The 14,604-nt window shown below is 61.5% G+C and carries 11 protein-coding genes; 8 read left to right on the top strand and 3 right to left on the bottom strand.

Translation table 11 applies throughout. The features are described 5' to 3' along the window. Positions 1-657 precede the first annotated feature (657 nt). The 5 genes from ACHHTY_RS10680 to ACHHTY_RS10660 all read left to right on the top strand — a co-directional run bounded on the left by ACHHTY_RS10680 (position 658) and on the right by ACHHTY_RS10660 (position 6,668). Entirely contained in the window at positions 658-1,767 is a 1,110-nt protein-coding gene (locus ACHHTY_RS10680) for a YeeE/YedE family protein (RefSeq protein WP_395494125.1), read from the top strand. A 7-nt stretch (positions 1,768-1,774) separates the two neighbouring features. Next, positions 1,775-2,029 (top strand): sulfurtransferase TusA family protein, encoded by a 255-nt coding sequence (locus tag ACHHTY_RS10675; RefSeq protein ID WP_395494124.1) that lies wholly within the window; start codon positions 1,775-1,777, stop codon positions 2,027-2,029. An 11-nt stretch (positions 2,030-2,040) separates the two neighbouring features. After that, on the top strand, positions 2,041-3,717 hold the full coding sequence (locus ACHHTY_RS10670) for a PAS domain-containing sensor histidine kinase (protein WP_395494123.1): 1,677 nt from the start codon (positions 2,041-2,043) through the stop codon (positions 3,715-3,717). Positions 3,718-3,719: 2 nt separating this feature from the next. Beyond that, a complete protein-coding gene (locus ACHHTY_RS10665; protein WP_395494122.1) occupies positions 3,720-5,087 on the top strand; it encodes a sigma-54-dependent transcriptional regulator in 1,368 nt (455 codons plus the stop codon). A gap of 330 nt (positions 5,088-5,417) precedes the next feature. Then, positions 5,418-6,668: a rhodanese-like domain-containing protein gene (locus ACHHTY_RS10660; protein ID WP_395494121.1), complete on the top strand. Its 1,251-nt coding sequence runs from the start codon at positions 5,418-5,420 to the stop codon at positions 6,666-6,668. A gap of 525 nt (positions 6,669-7,193) precedes the next feature. Here the strand turns inward: ACHHTY_RS10660 and extKL are convergent. Together extKL and adhE are read right to left on the bottom strand one after the other, a co-directional pair. Further along, on the bottom strand, positions 7,194-8,432 hold the full coding sequence (gene extKL / locus ACHHTY_RS10655; protein WP_395494120.1) for a multiheme c-type cytochrome (seleno)protein ExtKL: 1,239 nt from the start codon (positions 8,430-8,432) through the stop codon (positions 7,194-7,196). 302 nt (positions 8,433-8,734) lie between these two features. Further along, on the bottom strand, positions 8,735-11,350 hold the full coding sequence (gene adhE, locus ACHHTY_RS10650; protein ID WP_395494119.1) for a bifunctional acetaldehyde-CoA/alcohol dehydrogenase: 2,616 nt from the start codon (positions 11,348-11,350) through the stop codon (positions 8,735-8,737). 150 nt (positions 11,351-11,500) lie between these two features. On the opposite strand from adhE, the gene ACHHTY_RS10645 reads away from it, so the two are divergent. From ACHHTY_RS10645 to ACHHTY_RS10635, 3 genes are all read left to right on the top strand, one after another. Then, on the top strand, positions 11,501-11,791 hold the full coding sequence (locus ACHHTY_RS10645; RefSeq protein ID WP_395494118.1) for a sll1863 family stress response protein: 291 nt from the start codon (positions 11,501-11,503) through the stop codon (positions 11,789-11,791). A 179-nt stretch (positions 11,792-11,970) separates the two neighbouring features. Continuing rightward, positions 11,971-12,159: a PLD nuclease N-terminal domain-containing protein gene (locus ACHHTY_RS10640; RefSeq protein WP_395494117.1), complete on the top strand. Its 189-nt coding sequence runs from the start codon at positions 11,971-11,973 to the stop codon at positions 12,157-12,159. A 45-nt stretch (positions 12,160-12,204) separates the two neighbouring features. Continuing rightward, positions 12,205-12,828: an HAD family hydrolase gene (locus ACHHTY_RS10635; RefSeq protein ID WP_395494116.1), complete on the top strand. Its 624-nt coding sequence runs from the start codon at positions 12,205-12,207 to the stop codon at positions 12,826-12,828. 212 nt (positions 12,829-13,040) lie between these two features. Here the strand turns inward: ACHHTY_RS10635 and ACHHTY_RS10630 are convergent. Then, on the bottom strand, positions 13,041-14,604 hold a 1,564-nt coding region (locus ACHHTY_RS10630), incomplete at its 5' end, for a S8 family serine peptidase (RefSeq protein WP_395494115.1).

The following is a 14,604-nucleotide window of genomic DNA, read 5'->3' as shown; positions in this document are numbered from 1 at the left end:
GTTCGCCGGTACTACCGGGGGCGGCTTTTGGTTGAATGGGATTGATTTATTTTAACCACAGAGGACACAGAGGTTAACAGCAGGCCGGAGCGGCGGCCGTTCCTCAACTTCTCTGTGTTCTCTGTGGTTAAAAAAATTTCAGCGTTAGCCACCGCCTCGACTCCGCCCTTGCCGCCCCTTGTTCATCTTCCAGCTCCTGGTAATGAGGATCTTGCCGCCGGTTTGTGAATGCTTATTATCTAGCGCCGCCGGCGGGCCATGTCAATTGCAAAAATCACCGGAATCAGGGAAAAATTAGACTTCCCATGGCGTGGATCGGTCGCCGTTCCCGAACTTTTCCGTGCTCTGTGTTCTCTGTGGTTAAAGCTGGAGAGGGGGCGGCTCTTGCGAGGGCGGGTTTTTCTCTCCCGCGCCTGCCGGCTGCAAGAGCAATGCCGGTTGCTTTCAGGCCTGACGGATAGGGTTTTCTGGCCCGGCTATCCCAAGAACGGCGCGCAAAAAGATTGACGGTCTTGCGCAAAACTGGTTCCGTCTTATTATTTTAAGAGGCGGAGCCGAAGGAGCTGCCGCCCCCGGTCATGGTCATGCAGGTGCTGCCCACCCGGGGGCTGGTGGTCAGGTTGGCCCCGCGATCACTTACCTTGAACCAGTGCTGATATGCTGCTGAATTATCCCGAGCTGCTCTTCCCGACTTTTCTGCTGGCCGGTCTGCTGATTGGCTGGCTGCTGCACCGCAGCGATTTTTGTATCGCGGGCATTTTGCGGGATATCTTTTTGTTTCGCAGTTACACGCAGCTGCCCGCCCTGGTGCTGCTGGTGGTGGCCACCATGGTGCTCTTTCAGGTGGCTCGGGGCGCGGCCATTCTTCCCTTCGACCCGCCGCCGACCCTCGACGGCAATGTTTCCCTGCTGGCTCTGGCCGGCGGGCTGCTGTTCGGGGTCGGCATGGTCCTGGCCGGAGGCTGCGTGGTGAGCACCCTGTATAAACTGGGCAGCGGCAACCTGACCAGCCTGCTGGCCTTCTGCGGGATGCTGGCCGGCAGCATGCTCTATGCCGAAATTCATCCGCTGGTGGCGGAGCTGCGGCGAGGGGCGATGCTGACCCAATACGCCACCCTGCAACAGGCCTGGCCGGAGGGCGGCCCGATCGTGGCCTGGGGGCTGATCGGGCTTACGGCCATTCCCCTGCTGCTCTGGTGGCGCCAGGGCAAAATAGCGGTAGCCAGCCCCGCCGCGGGCTATATCCAGCCCTGGCTGGTGGTCCTGCTGCTGGCCGGCCTTAATTTACTGCTCTATCTCCTGGCCGGTTGGCCTTTGGCCATTTCCGCCGCCTATGCCAAAATCGCGGCTTTTCTCGAGTTGCTGTTGGCTCCCGGCCACGTGGCCCAGCTTGCTTTCTTTCAGCAGGAAGCCCGGGTGATTGAAACGGTTGACGGGCGGTTAGCCAGCAGCCTCGGTCCCCGGATCGACCTGATCTTTATTGCCGATGTCCCCTTGCTGGTGGGGATTATTCTCGGCGGCATGGCCAGCGCCATCGCCCTCAAGGAGTTTCGCCTCGGCCCCTGGCCGCCGCTGCGGCAAGGGGTGGCCGCCTTTGCCGGCGGGACCCTGGTGCTGCTGGGGGCGCGTCTGGCCGGAGGCTGCAATTTTAATTATGTTCTGGGTGGGCTGCCGCTGTTATCTTTTCAGGCGGTCCTTTTTACCGCCGGGTTGCTGGCCGGGGCCTGGATCGGCGCCCTGCTGCTGCCCCGCATCATTCTGAGGTGATCAACCAATGTCTTCTTCGTCCTCCCCTAATACCGTGGAACTCGACATCCTGGGCCAGGTCTGCCCGGCCTGTATGCTGGTGGTTCTGAAGGAAGTCAATCAGCGCCGCCAGGAAATAACCAGCGGCCAAACCCGGTTGCTGATCCGCACCGACCACCGCAACGCCACCGTCACGGTGCCGGAGTCGATTCGCAAGATGGGCTACCGGGTGGACGTGGCAAAGGTCAACAACTACTACGAGATCACGGTGGACCGGCGGTAAACGGAACAGCCATGGCAGAAAAGCACCAAAAACCGCGCCGGGATGAGCGCCTGGCGGCTCTGGCCACCGATAATCAGCGGCTGATCGCCTACATTCGGGACAAGACCAACCATCTGCTGCAGGTCATGGGCACGGCCCCGCTGCAGTACGACGAGTTGGATGATCAGACCCTGATCGATCTTGACCCCATCGGGATTATTGCCGATTCCTTCGCCCAGGTGCTGGATTTCCTCAACCAGAACGTCAATGAGCTGCAGCAGGCCAAGGATGAACTGGAAGCGATCTTCGACGCCACCGGGGTAGGCATTTCCATCATCGATTATGACTTCAAGGTGCAGCGCTGCAACGAAAAGCAGCGCCAGGTGCTGGTTGATCCCAACCAGCAGGAAATCATCGGTTGCGGCTGTTACGAGATTTACTGCGGCAAGGAATCGCCGGGCCTGGATTGCCCCGCCCTGGAAACCTTCGCCACCGGCCGGCCGGCCCTGGCCCGCGACGTCAAGAAGAAAGAAAAGTATTTCAACGTCATCACCACCCCTTTCGCCAAGGCAGAAGACGGCACGGTCAGCCAGGTTATCGAGGTAACCCTTGATATTACAGAGAAAAAACACGCGGAGTTGGCCGAGCAACAACAGCGGCAATTTTATCTGCAGGAAAAAAACACGCTGGCCACGGTGATTGAAAGCCTCTCGGAAGGTCTGCTGGTAATTGACCCCGAGGGCACCATAACCACCTGCAATCGGGCCGCCGGCAAAATTACCGGCCGCTCCGAAGCGGAGATCGTCAACCGCTCGCTGGATCGCCTCTTCCCGCCTTTGGCCGAGCTGCTGGCCGCCGGCCGGGAGCCGGCCGGGACCGAGTTTCCTTACCGGACCCCGGCCGGGGAGGAGCGGCTGCTGGCCGCCGGCACCAATCGGATGCCGGCGCCCGAAGGAGAATTCATCGGCCGGGTCATTACCTTCCGCGATGTCACCGAGGAAAAAAAGAAGGCGCAAATGCTTTTCCGGGCCGAGAAACTGGCGGCCATCGGCCAGCTTTCCGCCGGGGTCGCCCACGAACTGAACACCCCGTTGGCCAGCATCCTGGGCTTTGCCCGGCTGCTGCTCAAAGACGAAAACCTGACCGGCGGCCAGCGGGAAAGACTGGAGATCATCGCCGAGCAGACCCAGCGCAGCAGTACCATCATCAAGGCCCTGCTCAGCTTCGCCCGCAACTCCAGCCACACCGGGCGCGACCGGCGGTCCTGCGACCTCAACGTCATCGTTGAGCGGGCCATCCCTTTGCTGACCACCGACCTGGAAAAACGGCGGATCGAACTGGAGCTGGAACTCCAACCCCTGCCGCCGGTAATCGCCGACCCCGGCGAGCTGGAACAGGTGGTGATCAACCTGGTGCTCAACGGCATGCAGGCCATCGGCCAAGATGGTCGGATCGGGATCAGTACGACTACCCGGGGGCAAAAAGTGCTGCTGCAGGTGGAGGACAACGGGCCGGGGATTGCGGCGGAAAACCGCTCCCGGATTTTCGACCCCTTTTTTTCCACCAAACCGGTGGGTGAAGGCACCGGCCTGGGGCTATCCATCTGCGCCGGGATCATCGATGATTTGGGCGGCAGCATCGAGGTCGCCGCCTCCCGGGACGGCGGCGCGGCGCTGCTGGTCTTTCTGCCGGGGGAAACCGGAGGATGAACATGGATCGGCAGCCCTCTCCCATTCTGGTAATCGATGATGATTTGCGCATCCGCCAGTTGCTGCGCGACACCCTGGCGGGCGCGGGGCTGGCCGCCGAACTCTGCGCCGACGGCCGGGAGGCCGCCGAGCGGTTGCAATCCGGCCCGTTTGACGTGGTCCTCACCGATCTGCTGATGCCCCATTTCAGCGGAATCGAGATCCTCGAACAGGCCCTGGCCGCCGACTCCGACTGCGCGGTGGTGCTGATCACCGGCCACGGCACCGTCGAGTCCGCCGTGGAGGCCATCAAAAAGGGGGCTTACGATTATCTCCAGAAACCCTTTGAGCCCGACGAGCTGCTGCTCACCGTCCAGCGGGCCCTCGACCGGACCCGGCTGCGGCGGGAAAATCGCCGCCTGCAACAACTGGTGGCCGGCTGCCGGGGCGAAGAACTGGTGGGGGAGAGTCCGCCGGTTAAAAAACTCAAGGAACTGATTGCCCAGGTGGCCCCCTTTTCCACCACCATCCTGATCAATGGTGAAACCGGCACCGGCAAGGAACTGGTGGCCCGGCTGATCCACAAATGGAGCCGCCGCCGCGAAGAGTCGTTTTTGCCCATCAACTGCGGGGCCCTGCCCGAAACCCTGCTGGAGTCGGAACTGTTCGGGCACGTCAAAGGCGCTTTCACCGGCGCCGATCAGGACAAGCCCGGACTTTTTGAAACCGTGAGCGGGGGCACCCTGTTTCTCGATGAAATCGATACCATGACCCTGGGCTTTCAGGTCAAACTGCTGCGGGTTCTCCAGGAGGGCGCCTTCATGCCGGTGGGCGGCCGCGAGCCCCGCCGGGCCGATGTCCGGGTGATTGCCGCCTCCGGCCGTCCCTTGAGCGAGGAAGTGGAGGCGGGCCGTTTCCGGCGCGATCTTTATTACCGCCTCAACGTGGTCAACCTGGAGTTGCCGCCGTTAAGGCGGCGGCGGGAGGACATCCCCCTGCTGGCCCACCATTTTCTGGCTAAATTCAACAGCAAGTACGACAAGCAGGTGCAAACCATCCCCGCCGCGGTCATGGCCCGTTTACTCGACCACTCCTGGCCGGGCAACGTCCGTGAACTGGAAAATGCCGTGGAGCGGGCGCTGCTTTTCTCCCCGGACCAGGAGTTGCACCCCGAAAATCTGCCGCCCCTGGCCAGCGGTGAGCCGGCCGCCGCGCCGCCGTCTGCCGAAGAGGGCGAAACCCAGTCGCTCAGCCTGGCCGCCATGGAAAAACAGATGATCATCAAAGCCCTGCGGCGGGCCGACGGTCACCGGGGGATGACCGCCAAGCTGCTGGGCATCAGCCCCACCTCGCTCTGGCGCAAAATCAAGCAATACGAAATTTCCCCTTAACCCCCGACCGCCGGTTAAGGCTTTACCGAGCGCGCCGGCCCTTCCTGACCGGCTGTTGCTCCGGCATTTTTCATCGGCCAACTCCTGGCCTTGCCGTTTGCCTCCCGCCATTTCATTCATTTTGCAACATCATTTCATTATGAAATAATCCCTGTTTTGTCTTCTCGTTGAAATTACGCATTTTTGTTTTGGCACATCCTTTGCTTTAGTCAAGGTGCGAACGGATTGCTGTCGGCTGCCGGAAAACCGTCCGTAACGGTCGAGTTCCTGACAGGTCGGAGCGGTCGCTTTCTCGGGACACCAAGGATCAATCAGAGAGGAGGAAGTAAAATGCGAAATCTAAGAAGCAAAGTCATCCAACTTGGAGCGGTCCTGGTGGCGGCTTTCCTGCTGGCGGCCTGCAGCAGCGGGGTGAGCGGCCAGTCGCTGGCCAACGAGAACATCGCCCGCGCCGCCGGCCCCAAGCACGTCGAGCAGGATCCGCAACTGCGGATCACCACCGATGAAGTAATGGCGCTTTTTGCCGAGGTTTACGGCGACAAAACCCTGATCAAAGCCACCCTGGAGACCAATGACCGGTTTCTGCTGGTGGACGCCCGCCCCAAAGGCCGTTACCAGGAAGGCCACATTCCCGGCGCCATCCATCTGCCGCCCGGTGAAGTCGCCGCCAACCTCGACCAGTTGCCCCGCGACCGCCAGGTTATCTTCTACTGCGGCGGCCTGCACTGCCCCTTGAGCACCCAGGCGGCCAAAATCGCCATGGAACACGGGCTGACCAATGTCAAGGTTTACTACGAAGGTGATCCCGGCTGGAGCGCCGCCGGCAATTATCTGATCTCCCAAACTCCCTATGTTTACCATATGGTGGCTCGGTCCGATGATGCCAACTTTATTCTCATCGACTCCCGTCCCGCCCAGGTGCATCAAAAATCCTTCATCCCCGGTTCCCTTTCCGTTCCCATCAACCAGTGGGACCAGAAAAAGAGCCTGCTGCCCCAGGATCTTGACACCAAGCTGATCTTCTACTGCGGCGGCCACGGTTGCCCCCACAGCCACAATTCGGCCAAAGCCGCCAAGGAACTGGGCTACAAGTCGGTATCGGTTTACAGTGCCGGCGAGCCGGAATGGAGAGCCCAGAACCTGCCGTTGTGGGGCAACGAGCCCAGCGGCGTGGCGGCCCTTGAGCCCCAAGAGCTGCCCAAGGTTGCGCCCGGCAAGTTGTCGCGCAGCATCGGCGCCGCGGACTTCCAAAAGCTGATGGCGGAAAAAAGCAAAGAAGTGGTGATCCTCGATGTGCGCAGCGCCGACGAGTATGCCGCCGGCCACATTCCCGGCGCCATCAACCTGCCCGACGACCAGTTCTACGCCAACTATGAGCAACTGGTTAAAAATGTGCCCACCGACCAGCAGATCGTCATCCACTGCGTCACCGGCATCCGGGCGGAAGGCGTGTACCACGCCCTGGCCACTCGGGGCGGTTACGAAAATGCCCAGGGGGTTCAGTTTCTCAACGCCACCATCAATATTGCCAGCAACGGTACTTTTACCCTCGACCAGTTGGCAACCGCAGGGGGTAATTAACCGTAATCGCGGCGCGGCACCGGATCTTTGCCGCGGGGGGGCTGGGAGGCTACCGGCCCCTTAACGGGCCGGCAGCGCCTCGGCCGGTAGATCCACCAGGTAGTAAGCTGCAGTGAAAAAGCGGGGGGCCAGGTTGGGAATAAGTGATTATTCCGGCCTGGCCCCTTTTTTGTTGCCTTTCCCGGCGCTTATGGCAAGGGATCATCGCTGTAAAAGGCCTTGGTGCAGTTATCCTCCAGTTCCTTGATCAGCGGGTAGCGGGGTAGGGGTAGGGGTAGGGGTCTTCCGCCCCCTTTGCCTTAGGTGCATTACCGGGAGCCGGCCAAGTATGCAGGACGCCTGCGCGACCGGCGCCGCGACGACAACCTCCTGTTCCCCTGGCGGCGGACGGCAAGCAGCAAATTAACAAGCAACGTCGGCGAAACATGAACCACTGCCGGCATAACAAAAAGGCCCAACCGGTGAATCCGGTGGGCCTTTTTGTTTGCTGTTCCGCGCTTTTCAGGGTGTTTCCCTGCTACCTCCCTATGGGCAGCGATCCAACCCTACCCGCTTGCTGCGCTGGTGTATGGGGATGATGCGTTTCGGGTTATCCAGCTCGTAGCGCAGGCTGACCTCTACATCGGCGCAGCGGATGCCCTCCGGCAGCAGAAACTCGAAGGTTTCCGCCTTGGTCTGGAAGGGTTGCAGGCTGGTGTCACGCACATAGCTGGCCTTCCATTGGGCGCCGTAAACCATTACGTTGGAGCCCCGCTGGGTGGTCGCCTGGGGATGGTAGTGGCGGGTGTCGTTAGCGATGAGGTTGCCGTCCAAATCTTTTGCGGTCACTTCCAGGACCACTCGATTATGAGACGGTCAGCCGTCGGGAACGCGGTGTCCGGCAGTGGAGTCGATCTTGGTCTCGACCACCAGCCGGCTGGGGCGGTCGCCGGATCCTCGCAGCCACTCATAGCCCATGGCCTGCATATCCAGGCTGATGGACTGGGCCAGCCGCTGGCTCATCAGTTCGGTGTCGTTCCAGTCGGGCAGCATCCGGTGGTCGGCAAACCCGTTGTGTTTGGGATAGAGATGGCAATCCTGGCAGCTTTGGGTGCCGCCGCCCGGGATGTAGGCATGCTGGTAGCTGCCGTAGATGGTGGCGCACTGGACCGGGTTCTTAAACTCCAGGTTGACCCCGACCCCATGGCACTGGCCGCAGTAAAGGGGTTCACTCATCACCGGGCTCTGGCGGATTTCGGTGAAAACCGGATCGGGATGGTTGGGGATGTTCCGGGTACCGTACAGAACATTGGGCTCGGGATCACCTTCCTGCAGGCGATGGATGATGGCCTTGTTGTTATGGCAGACGATGCAGGTGATCTTAAGCTTGCCGACCTTGTCGCGATCCTGATCCACCAGGGCCTGGGCGTATTCCGCCGCCACCGAGTCCTCGGCATGGGTCAGGGCCTGGGGCAAGTGGCATTTGAAGCAGGGGAAAGTGTCCAGGGTGGCCTGGGAAGGATGCTCCGGCGACCAGGGAGTGGCGCCCGCCATGGCCAGCGGAGTGTCCTTGAGGCCGCCATGCACGCCCATCTGGGAGCGGGCATGGTGGGAAATGGCCCATTGGTCGTAAACTTCCCCGTGACAGCCCTTGCAGCGGGATGCGTCAAACATTGCCGCCAGTTCGTCGATGGTTTTGGCTTTCGGGCCGTCCAGAGCCGCCACAGCCAGTGAAGGCACGGCGATCATCATCAGGGCGGCCAGCCCCATAATCCAGTGTTTCATAACTCCCTCCTCTCTAGTAATTAAACCCGCGAAAAAGCTGAACTTGCCTCTGTTGACTGCTGCCGGTTGGTCACCTCCTTTTTGTCGTTATTTGTTGGATTATTCGTTAAGGCCGCCGGACTGCCGGCCATTGCCCCGGATTAGAAAAGTAACAAGAGGGTACAGGCTTAAGAAGTGACATATTATCGCACTTGATCGTTTGCCGATGGTACAGGCTATCAATACCACAGCGTAAATAATGGCGAAGAAGATTGTCAATGCATAAAAAAGAAAAAAGGGTTCAGCCTGAACCTCCTGTTCTTCTATGTTTCTTGGGGGTCATCGCCGTAATAGGCCTTGGTGTAGATCTCCTCCAGTTCCTTGATCAGCGGGTAGCGGGGGTTGGCGGTGGTGCACTGGTCGTCGAAGGCCCGTTCGGCCAACTCCGGCAATTTGGCGAAAAAGGTCGCCTCGTCAATGCCGCAGGCCTTGATCGAGGCCGGCAGCTTGAGGGTTTTGCTCAGCTTGCGGACCGCCTTGATCAGGGCGGCGACCTGGCTTTCCCGGCTGGCGCCGCAGGCGAGATTGAGGTGGCGGCTGATCTCGGCGTAGCGTTGGTCAGCCACGAAGGAGCCGTACTTGGGGAAGATGGGAAACTTGCTGGGCGGCTGCGAGTTGTAGGCGATCACATAGGGCAGCAGGATGGCGTTGGCCCGGCCGTGGGGAATCTGGAATTCCCCGCCCAGCTTGTGGGCCAGGGAGTGATTGACCCCGAGAAAGGCGTTGGTGAAGGCCATCCCGGCAATGGCCGAGGCGTTGTGGACCTTTTCCCGGGCCACCAGGTCGCCGGGGTCCTGGAAGCTGCGGGGCAGGTAGGTGAAAACCAGCCGGATGGCCTGGAGGGCCAGGCCGTCGGTGTAATCGCTGGCCAGGATCGAAACGTAGGACTCGATGGCATGGGTCAGCACGTCCAGGCCGGTGTCGGCCACCAGCGAAGCCGGCAGGGTGGCGACGAACTGGGGATCGATGATGGCCACGTCCGGGGTCAGCTCGTAGTCGGCCAGGGGATACTTGACGTTGCCGTTTTTCTTGTCGGTAATCACCGAAAAAGAGGTGATCTCGGAGCCGGTGCCCGAGGTGGTGGGGATCGCCACGAACTGGGCCTTTTTCCCCAGGTTGGGGTAATGGAAAGCCCGCTTGCGGATATCGAGGAACTTGAGCTTGAGGCCGTCGAAGCTGGTCTCCGGGTGCTCGTAGAAGAGCCACATCCCCTTGGCGGCGTCGATGGCCGAGCCGCCGCCCAGGGCGATGATCACGTCGGGCTTGAAGGCCTGCATCAGCCGAACCCCCCGCTCGATGGTCTCCAGCGAGGGATCGGGCTCCACCTCGGAGAATATTTCCGAATGGACGTAGACCGGCCGCTTGCGCAGGTAGTAGAGAACCTTCTTGACATAGCCCATTTTAAGAATGGTGGGGTCGGTGACGATAAAGGCCCGGCTGATGTTGGGCATCTTCTCCAGGTACTGCACACTGCCCTGTTCGAAGTAGATCTTGGGTGGAATCTTGAACCACTGCATGTTCACCCTCCTTTTGGCAATGCGCTTCTTGTTGATCAGGTTGACCGAAGAGATGTTGGCGGTGGTGGAGTTGCGGCCGAACGAGCCGCAGCCCAGGGTGAGCGAGGGGGTGTTGGCGTTGTAGATGTCGCCGATGGCCCCCTGGCTGGAGGGGGCGTTGACGATGACCCGGCCCACCTGCATCGCCTGGCCGAACCTGACGGTCAGGGCTTCGTCGTCGCTGTGGATCACCGCCGAATGGCCCAGGCCGCCGAGCTGAAGCATGGCCCGGGCATAGGCAAAGCCCTCCGCTTCGTTGTTCACCGTGAAGTAGGCCAGCACCGGTGAAAGTTTTTCCAAAGCCAGGGGGTATTTGAGGCTGGGTTCGGGCAGTTTGGCCAGCAGGATCTTGGTCGCGGGCGCGACCTGGACCCCCGCCGCCTCGGCGATGGCGAAGGCGGTGCGGCCCACCACCTCGGGGTTGAGCCCATGCCGGTCCGGGGGGAAAAGATAGGCCGAGACCTTCTTGGTTTCCGCCGGGCTCAGAAAGTGGCAGCCGTTGGCGGTGAGAAAGGCTTCAAACTCCTGGGCGATGGCCTGGTCGACGATCACCGCCTGCTCGGAGGCGCAGATCATCCCGTGGTCGAAGGTCTTGGAGATCATCAGGTCGGTGCAGGCCCGCTTGAGATCCACCCGGCGGTGGATGTAGCAGGGGACGTTGCCGGGCCCCACCCCCAGGGCGGGCTTGCCGGCGCTGTAGGCGGCCTTGACCATGCCGGTGCCGCCGGTGGCCAGAATCAGCGAGATCCCGGGGTGATTCATCAGAAAGGCGGTGGCTTCCTTGGAGGGGGTTTCGATCCACTGGATGGCGCCCTCGGGCCCTCCGTGGGCCAGCAGGGCATCCCGCAGAACCCGGGCGGCGGCTTGCGAGCACTCCTGGGCGGCGGGATGAAAGGCGAAGATGATGGGATTGCGGGTTTTGGCGCAGATCAGGGCCTTGAAGAGGGTGGTGGAGGTGGGGTTGGTCACCGGGGTCACCCCGGCCACGATGCCCACCGGCTCGGCGACCTCGACGTAGCCTTCCAGGTCGTTTTCCTCGATGACTCCGACGGTTTTCTGCCGCTTGATGTCGTGCCAGATGTATTCGGTGGCGAAGATGTTCTTGATTACCTTGTCTTCCAGCAGGCCGCGGCCGGTTTCGCTTACGGCCAGCTTGGCCAGTTCGAGGCTGGCGGCCACCCCGGCCAGGGTCATGGCATGGACCATCCGGTCGATGGCGGCCTGGTCCATCTCCAGATAGGCTTTCAAGGCGGCATCCGCCTGCCGGACCAACTGGTCCACGGCGGCACTCAAGTCCTGGGGATCGGTTGTTTTTGCGGTCATTTCGGTTGCTCCTTGGCAATATGCTGCCGGTTTTTTGCTGTCGTTGGGGGAATTTTTTATGATAGACTGAAGTTCAGGCTGAGCCGCCTGCCGGCTTGGCCGTTGGAACAATTAACGGCACATTAACGGCATAACGACAAAGGTGATTTCATGATTGAAAAGAGAGACGTATTTGTCCAAAAAGTCAAGGCAAAGCTCGATGAATGGAACGCGGAGATCGACCGCCTGAGCGCCCGGGCCGAGCAGGCCGGGGCCGAGGTCAAGGGAGAATATCGGCGCGAGCTTGAAGAACTTCGCCATAAACGCGACGAGGCCAGGCTTAAGCTGAAAAAGCTGGAGCAGGCCGGCGAAGGGGCCTGGAAGGATCTCCAGGCCGGGGCGGAAATGGCTGCCAGCGCCCTGGGCGAGGCCCTGAAATCCGTCCGACAACGGTTCAAGTAAAACTCGGTATGAGGATGTTAGCTGGCCGTTTTGGGGCGGCATTAAGGTTGGGTACCGGGACAACCCCGGTCCGCAACGGTTAAGCCGCCGGCCCCGGCTTGGGCCGGGGGAAACTGGGGCCGATTGGTTCGCCTCGGCGCGGGAGTACCGCGCCGGGCCAAATTCAAGGAGGGCAGCAAATGGGGATGGAAGTCAGTGGAATTATCGGCCTGCTGGTTTTAATCGCCTGCATCTGGGCCATTGTTCAAACCCTGCAAAGCACCGCCAGCACCGGGTCCAAGGTTTTATGGACCGTTCTGATCCTGGTCCTGCCGATTCTCGGCTTGATCATCTGGCTTCTGGCCGGCCCCCGTCCGGTCCGAGGTTGAGCGGCCCCCATCCCGACCCCGCCGTCCCCATGGGGAGCGTTGACCATGAGTGTTTATTCGACCATCCTGTTTGATTTCGGCGGGGTGTTGGCCGCCGAGGGTTTTCGGGCCGGGCTCGAGGCGATCGGCCGCCGGCAGGGAATGGACCCGGCCGAAACTTTCCGCCTGGGCAAAGAAATCGTTTATACCAGCGGCTATGTGGTGGGCGGGAGCGACGAGGTCGCCTTCTGGGAGCAGTTTCGCCAGCGGACCGGGATCACCGCCCCCGACCGGGAACTGCGCCGCCAGATTCTCGACCGATTTCAGCCCTTCCCCGAGATGCTGGCGGCGGTGGCCCGCCTCAATCGGCTCGGCTTTACCACCGCCATTGTCAGCGACCAGACCAACTGGCTCGACGAACTCGACCAGCGCCACCATTTCTTCGCCCTCTTCGTCCGGGTCTTCAACAGCTATCACCATGGCCGCAGCAAACAGGATTTCCGCTTCTTCCGCGAAGTGCTGGCCGAGCTGGGCCGGGAACCGGCCGAAAGCCTCTTTCTCGATGACGATCCCGGCAACCTGGAGCGGGCCGGGGCCGTGGGCATCCGGGGCATCCTGGTCAGCGAACCCGGCCGGGCCCTCGGGGAGCTGGAGGGTCTGTTATCGGCTGAGCAAAAGGGCGGGTCTTGACGCATTTATTTAACCACGGAGAACACAGAGGACACAGAGAGTTTTAAGCTCGGGGGAACCGGCCGGGCCTGAGGCCGGCAGATGGCGGCCTGACAGCGCCGCCGCCCGGTTTTGGTTCTCCGCGGCTTGGTTGTACAGCTTCTCTGTGTCCTCTGTGGTTGGCTGAATCAGCCTGATCGTTTCAGTTAAACCTTTCCCTGACTTAATCACTGCTATTTGATATAGCCGGGGTCGTTGTATTCCCCCGGTTCCTCGCCATTGAGGCTCAGGACTTCAGTTTTATAGGTCCCGTCCGGGTGATTATTGATGGCGAAGGCGGCTTGGCCGTTGCTGCCGGTGGTGGCGGTCCCGTTCCAAGAAAAGCCAGTGTCGGTACTGATCATGACCGCAACGGTTACCCCGCCGGCGGGCTGGTTGTCGGCATTATGTACCAGGACGGTGACGGTTAGATGGCGGTTCTTGTCCTTGCCACCGTCTGTGGCGTAGCTGATATTCTGGACCCCGAGGGCATCGCCTGGGACGGCATAAACCGTAATGTTGACGCTGTCGCTGGCTGCGGGATCGCTGAGTTGGGCGGTGATGGTGTGGGCTCTCGCGCTGAGCTGCTTACTAAAACCTGCCCCAGAGCCTATTGAGCCACTGATGCTCGAACTCCAGTTCAGTTGATCGGCGAGATCGCCCTTGGCGCCGCCATCGGCTGTGGCGGCAAAGTCGATAATTTCATTCACCAGATATTCGCTATCATTAAGGGGGCTGCTGATGGTTACCGTGGCCACCTGATCCGGCGGGCCGGGCTCGCTGCCGGCCACCATGGTCGGGGCGAAAATGGTTTGACTACTTACATCGAGCAGCGGCTCGTGAAACTCGTCGACCGGGATGTCGGTCCAGTTGAAGTTGCCTTTCGTCGCCAAGGTGTCCCGAATTTTCCCGGGGCTGCCAGGTCCGCTGAATTCGCCACCCATGGAGGCCAGCAGGGCGGCGGCGCCGGCGACATGGGGGGCGGCCATGCTGGTGCCGCTGATGGTCCGGTAGCTGTTGCCGGTCCAGGTCGAAAGGATGCAGACCCCGGGGGCGGCCAGGTTAATGGCCTCCCCGTAGTTGCTGAAGTTGGCCAGGGTGTCGTCGACATCCGGCCTGCAGGTTGGGCTGCCCAGGCCGCCGGGCTTGCCGTCGAAGTCGGCCAGGGCGGAGACGGTGATGACGTCTGGGTGGCTGGCCGGGCTGTAGCCACTGGCGTCGCGGCCCTCGTTGCCGGCCGAGACCGCGTAGGTGATGCCGCGTTCCACCGAGTTGGCGATGGCCTTATTCAGGGCGTCGCTGCTGCCCTGAAAGCCGAGGCTCATATTGGCCACCTGGATCTGGTCGGCCCGGGGGGCGGTGACCCAGTCGATGCCGGCGATGATCCAGGAGAGATAGCCCGAGCCGTTGTCGGCCAGGACCTTGACCGCCCAGAGCCGGGCTCCCGGGGCCACCCCCACCACGCCGATGCCGTTGTCGATGGCGGCGATGGTGCCGGCGACGTGGGTGCCGTGGCCGTTGCCGTCGCTGCCGCCCGGCTGGCAGGAGCCGCGGAAGGGGCTGCCCCCGGAGCAGTTGACGCTGGCCACCACGTTGAGATCGGGATGGCCAGCGTCAATGCCGGTATCGAGCACCGCGACATCGGCATCCACCCGCAGGTCGTCAGTGCCGTCGATGCCCAGATTGTCATTATCCGGGGCGAAGATCCGGCTGATTCCGGTGGGGATGATCTGGGCCATGATCTCGACCGTCCGGTCG

It is taken from the genome of Desulfurivibrio nitratireducens (genome assembly GCF_044068515.1).
In the GTDB taxonomy this organism is placed as follows: Bacteria; Desulfobacterota; Desulfobulbia; order Desulfobulbales; family Desulfurivibrionaceae; genus Desulfurivibrio.
The sequence above is the reverse complement of the archived record's forward strand: the minus strand, read 5'-3'. Positions and strand labels throughout refer to the sequence as shown.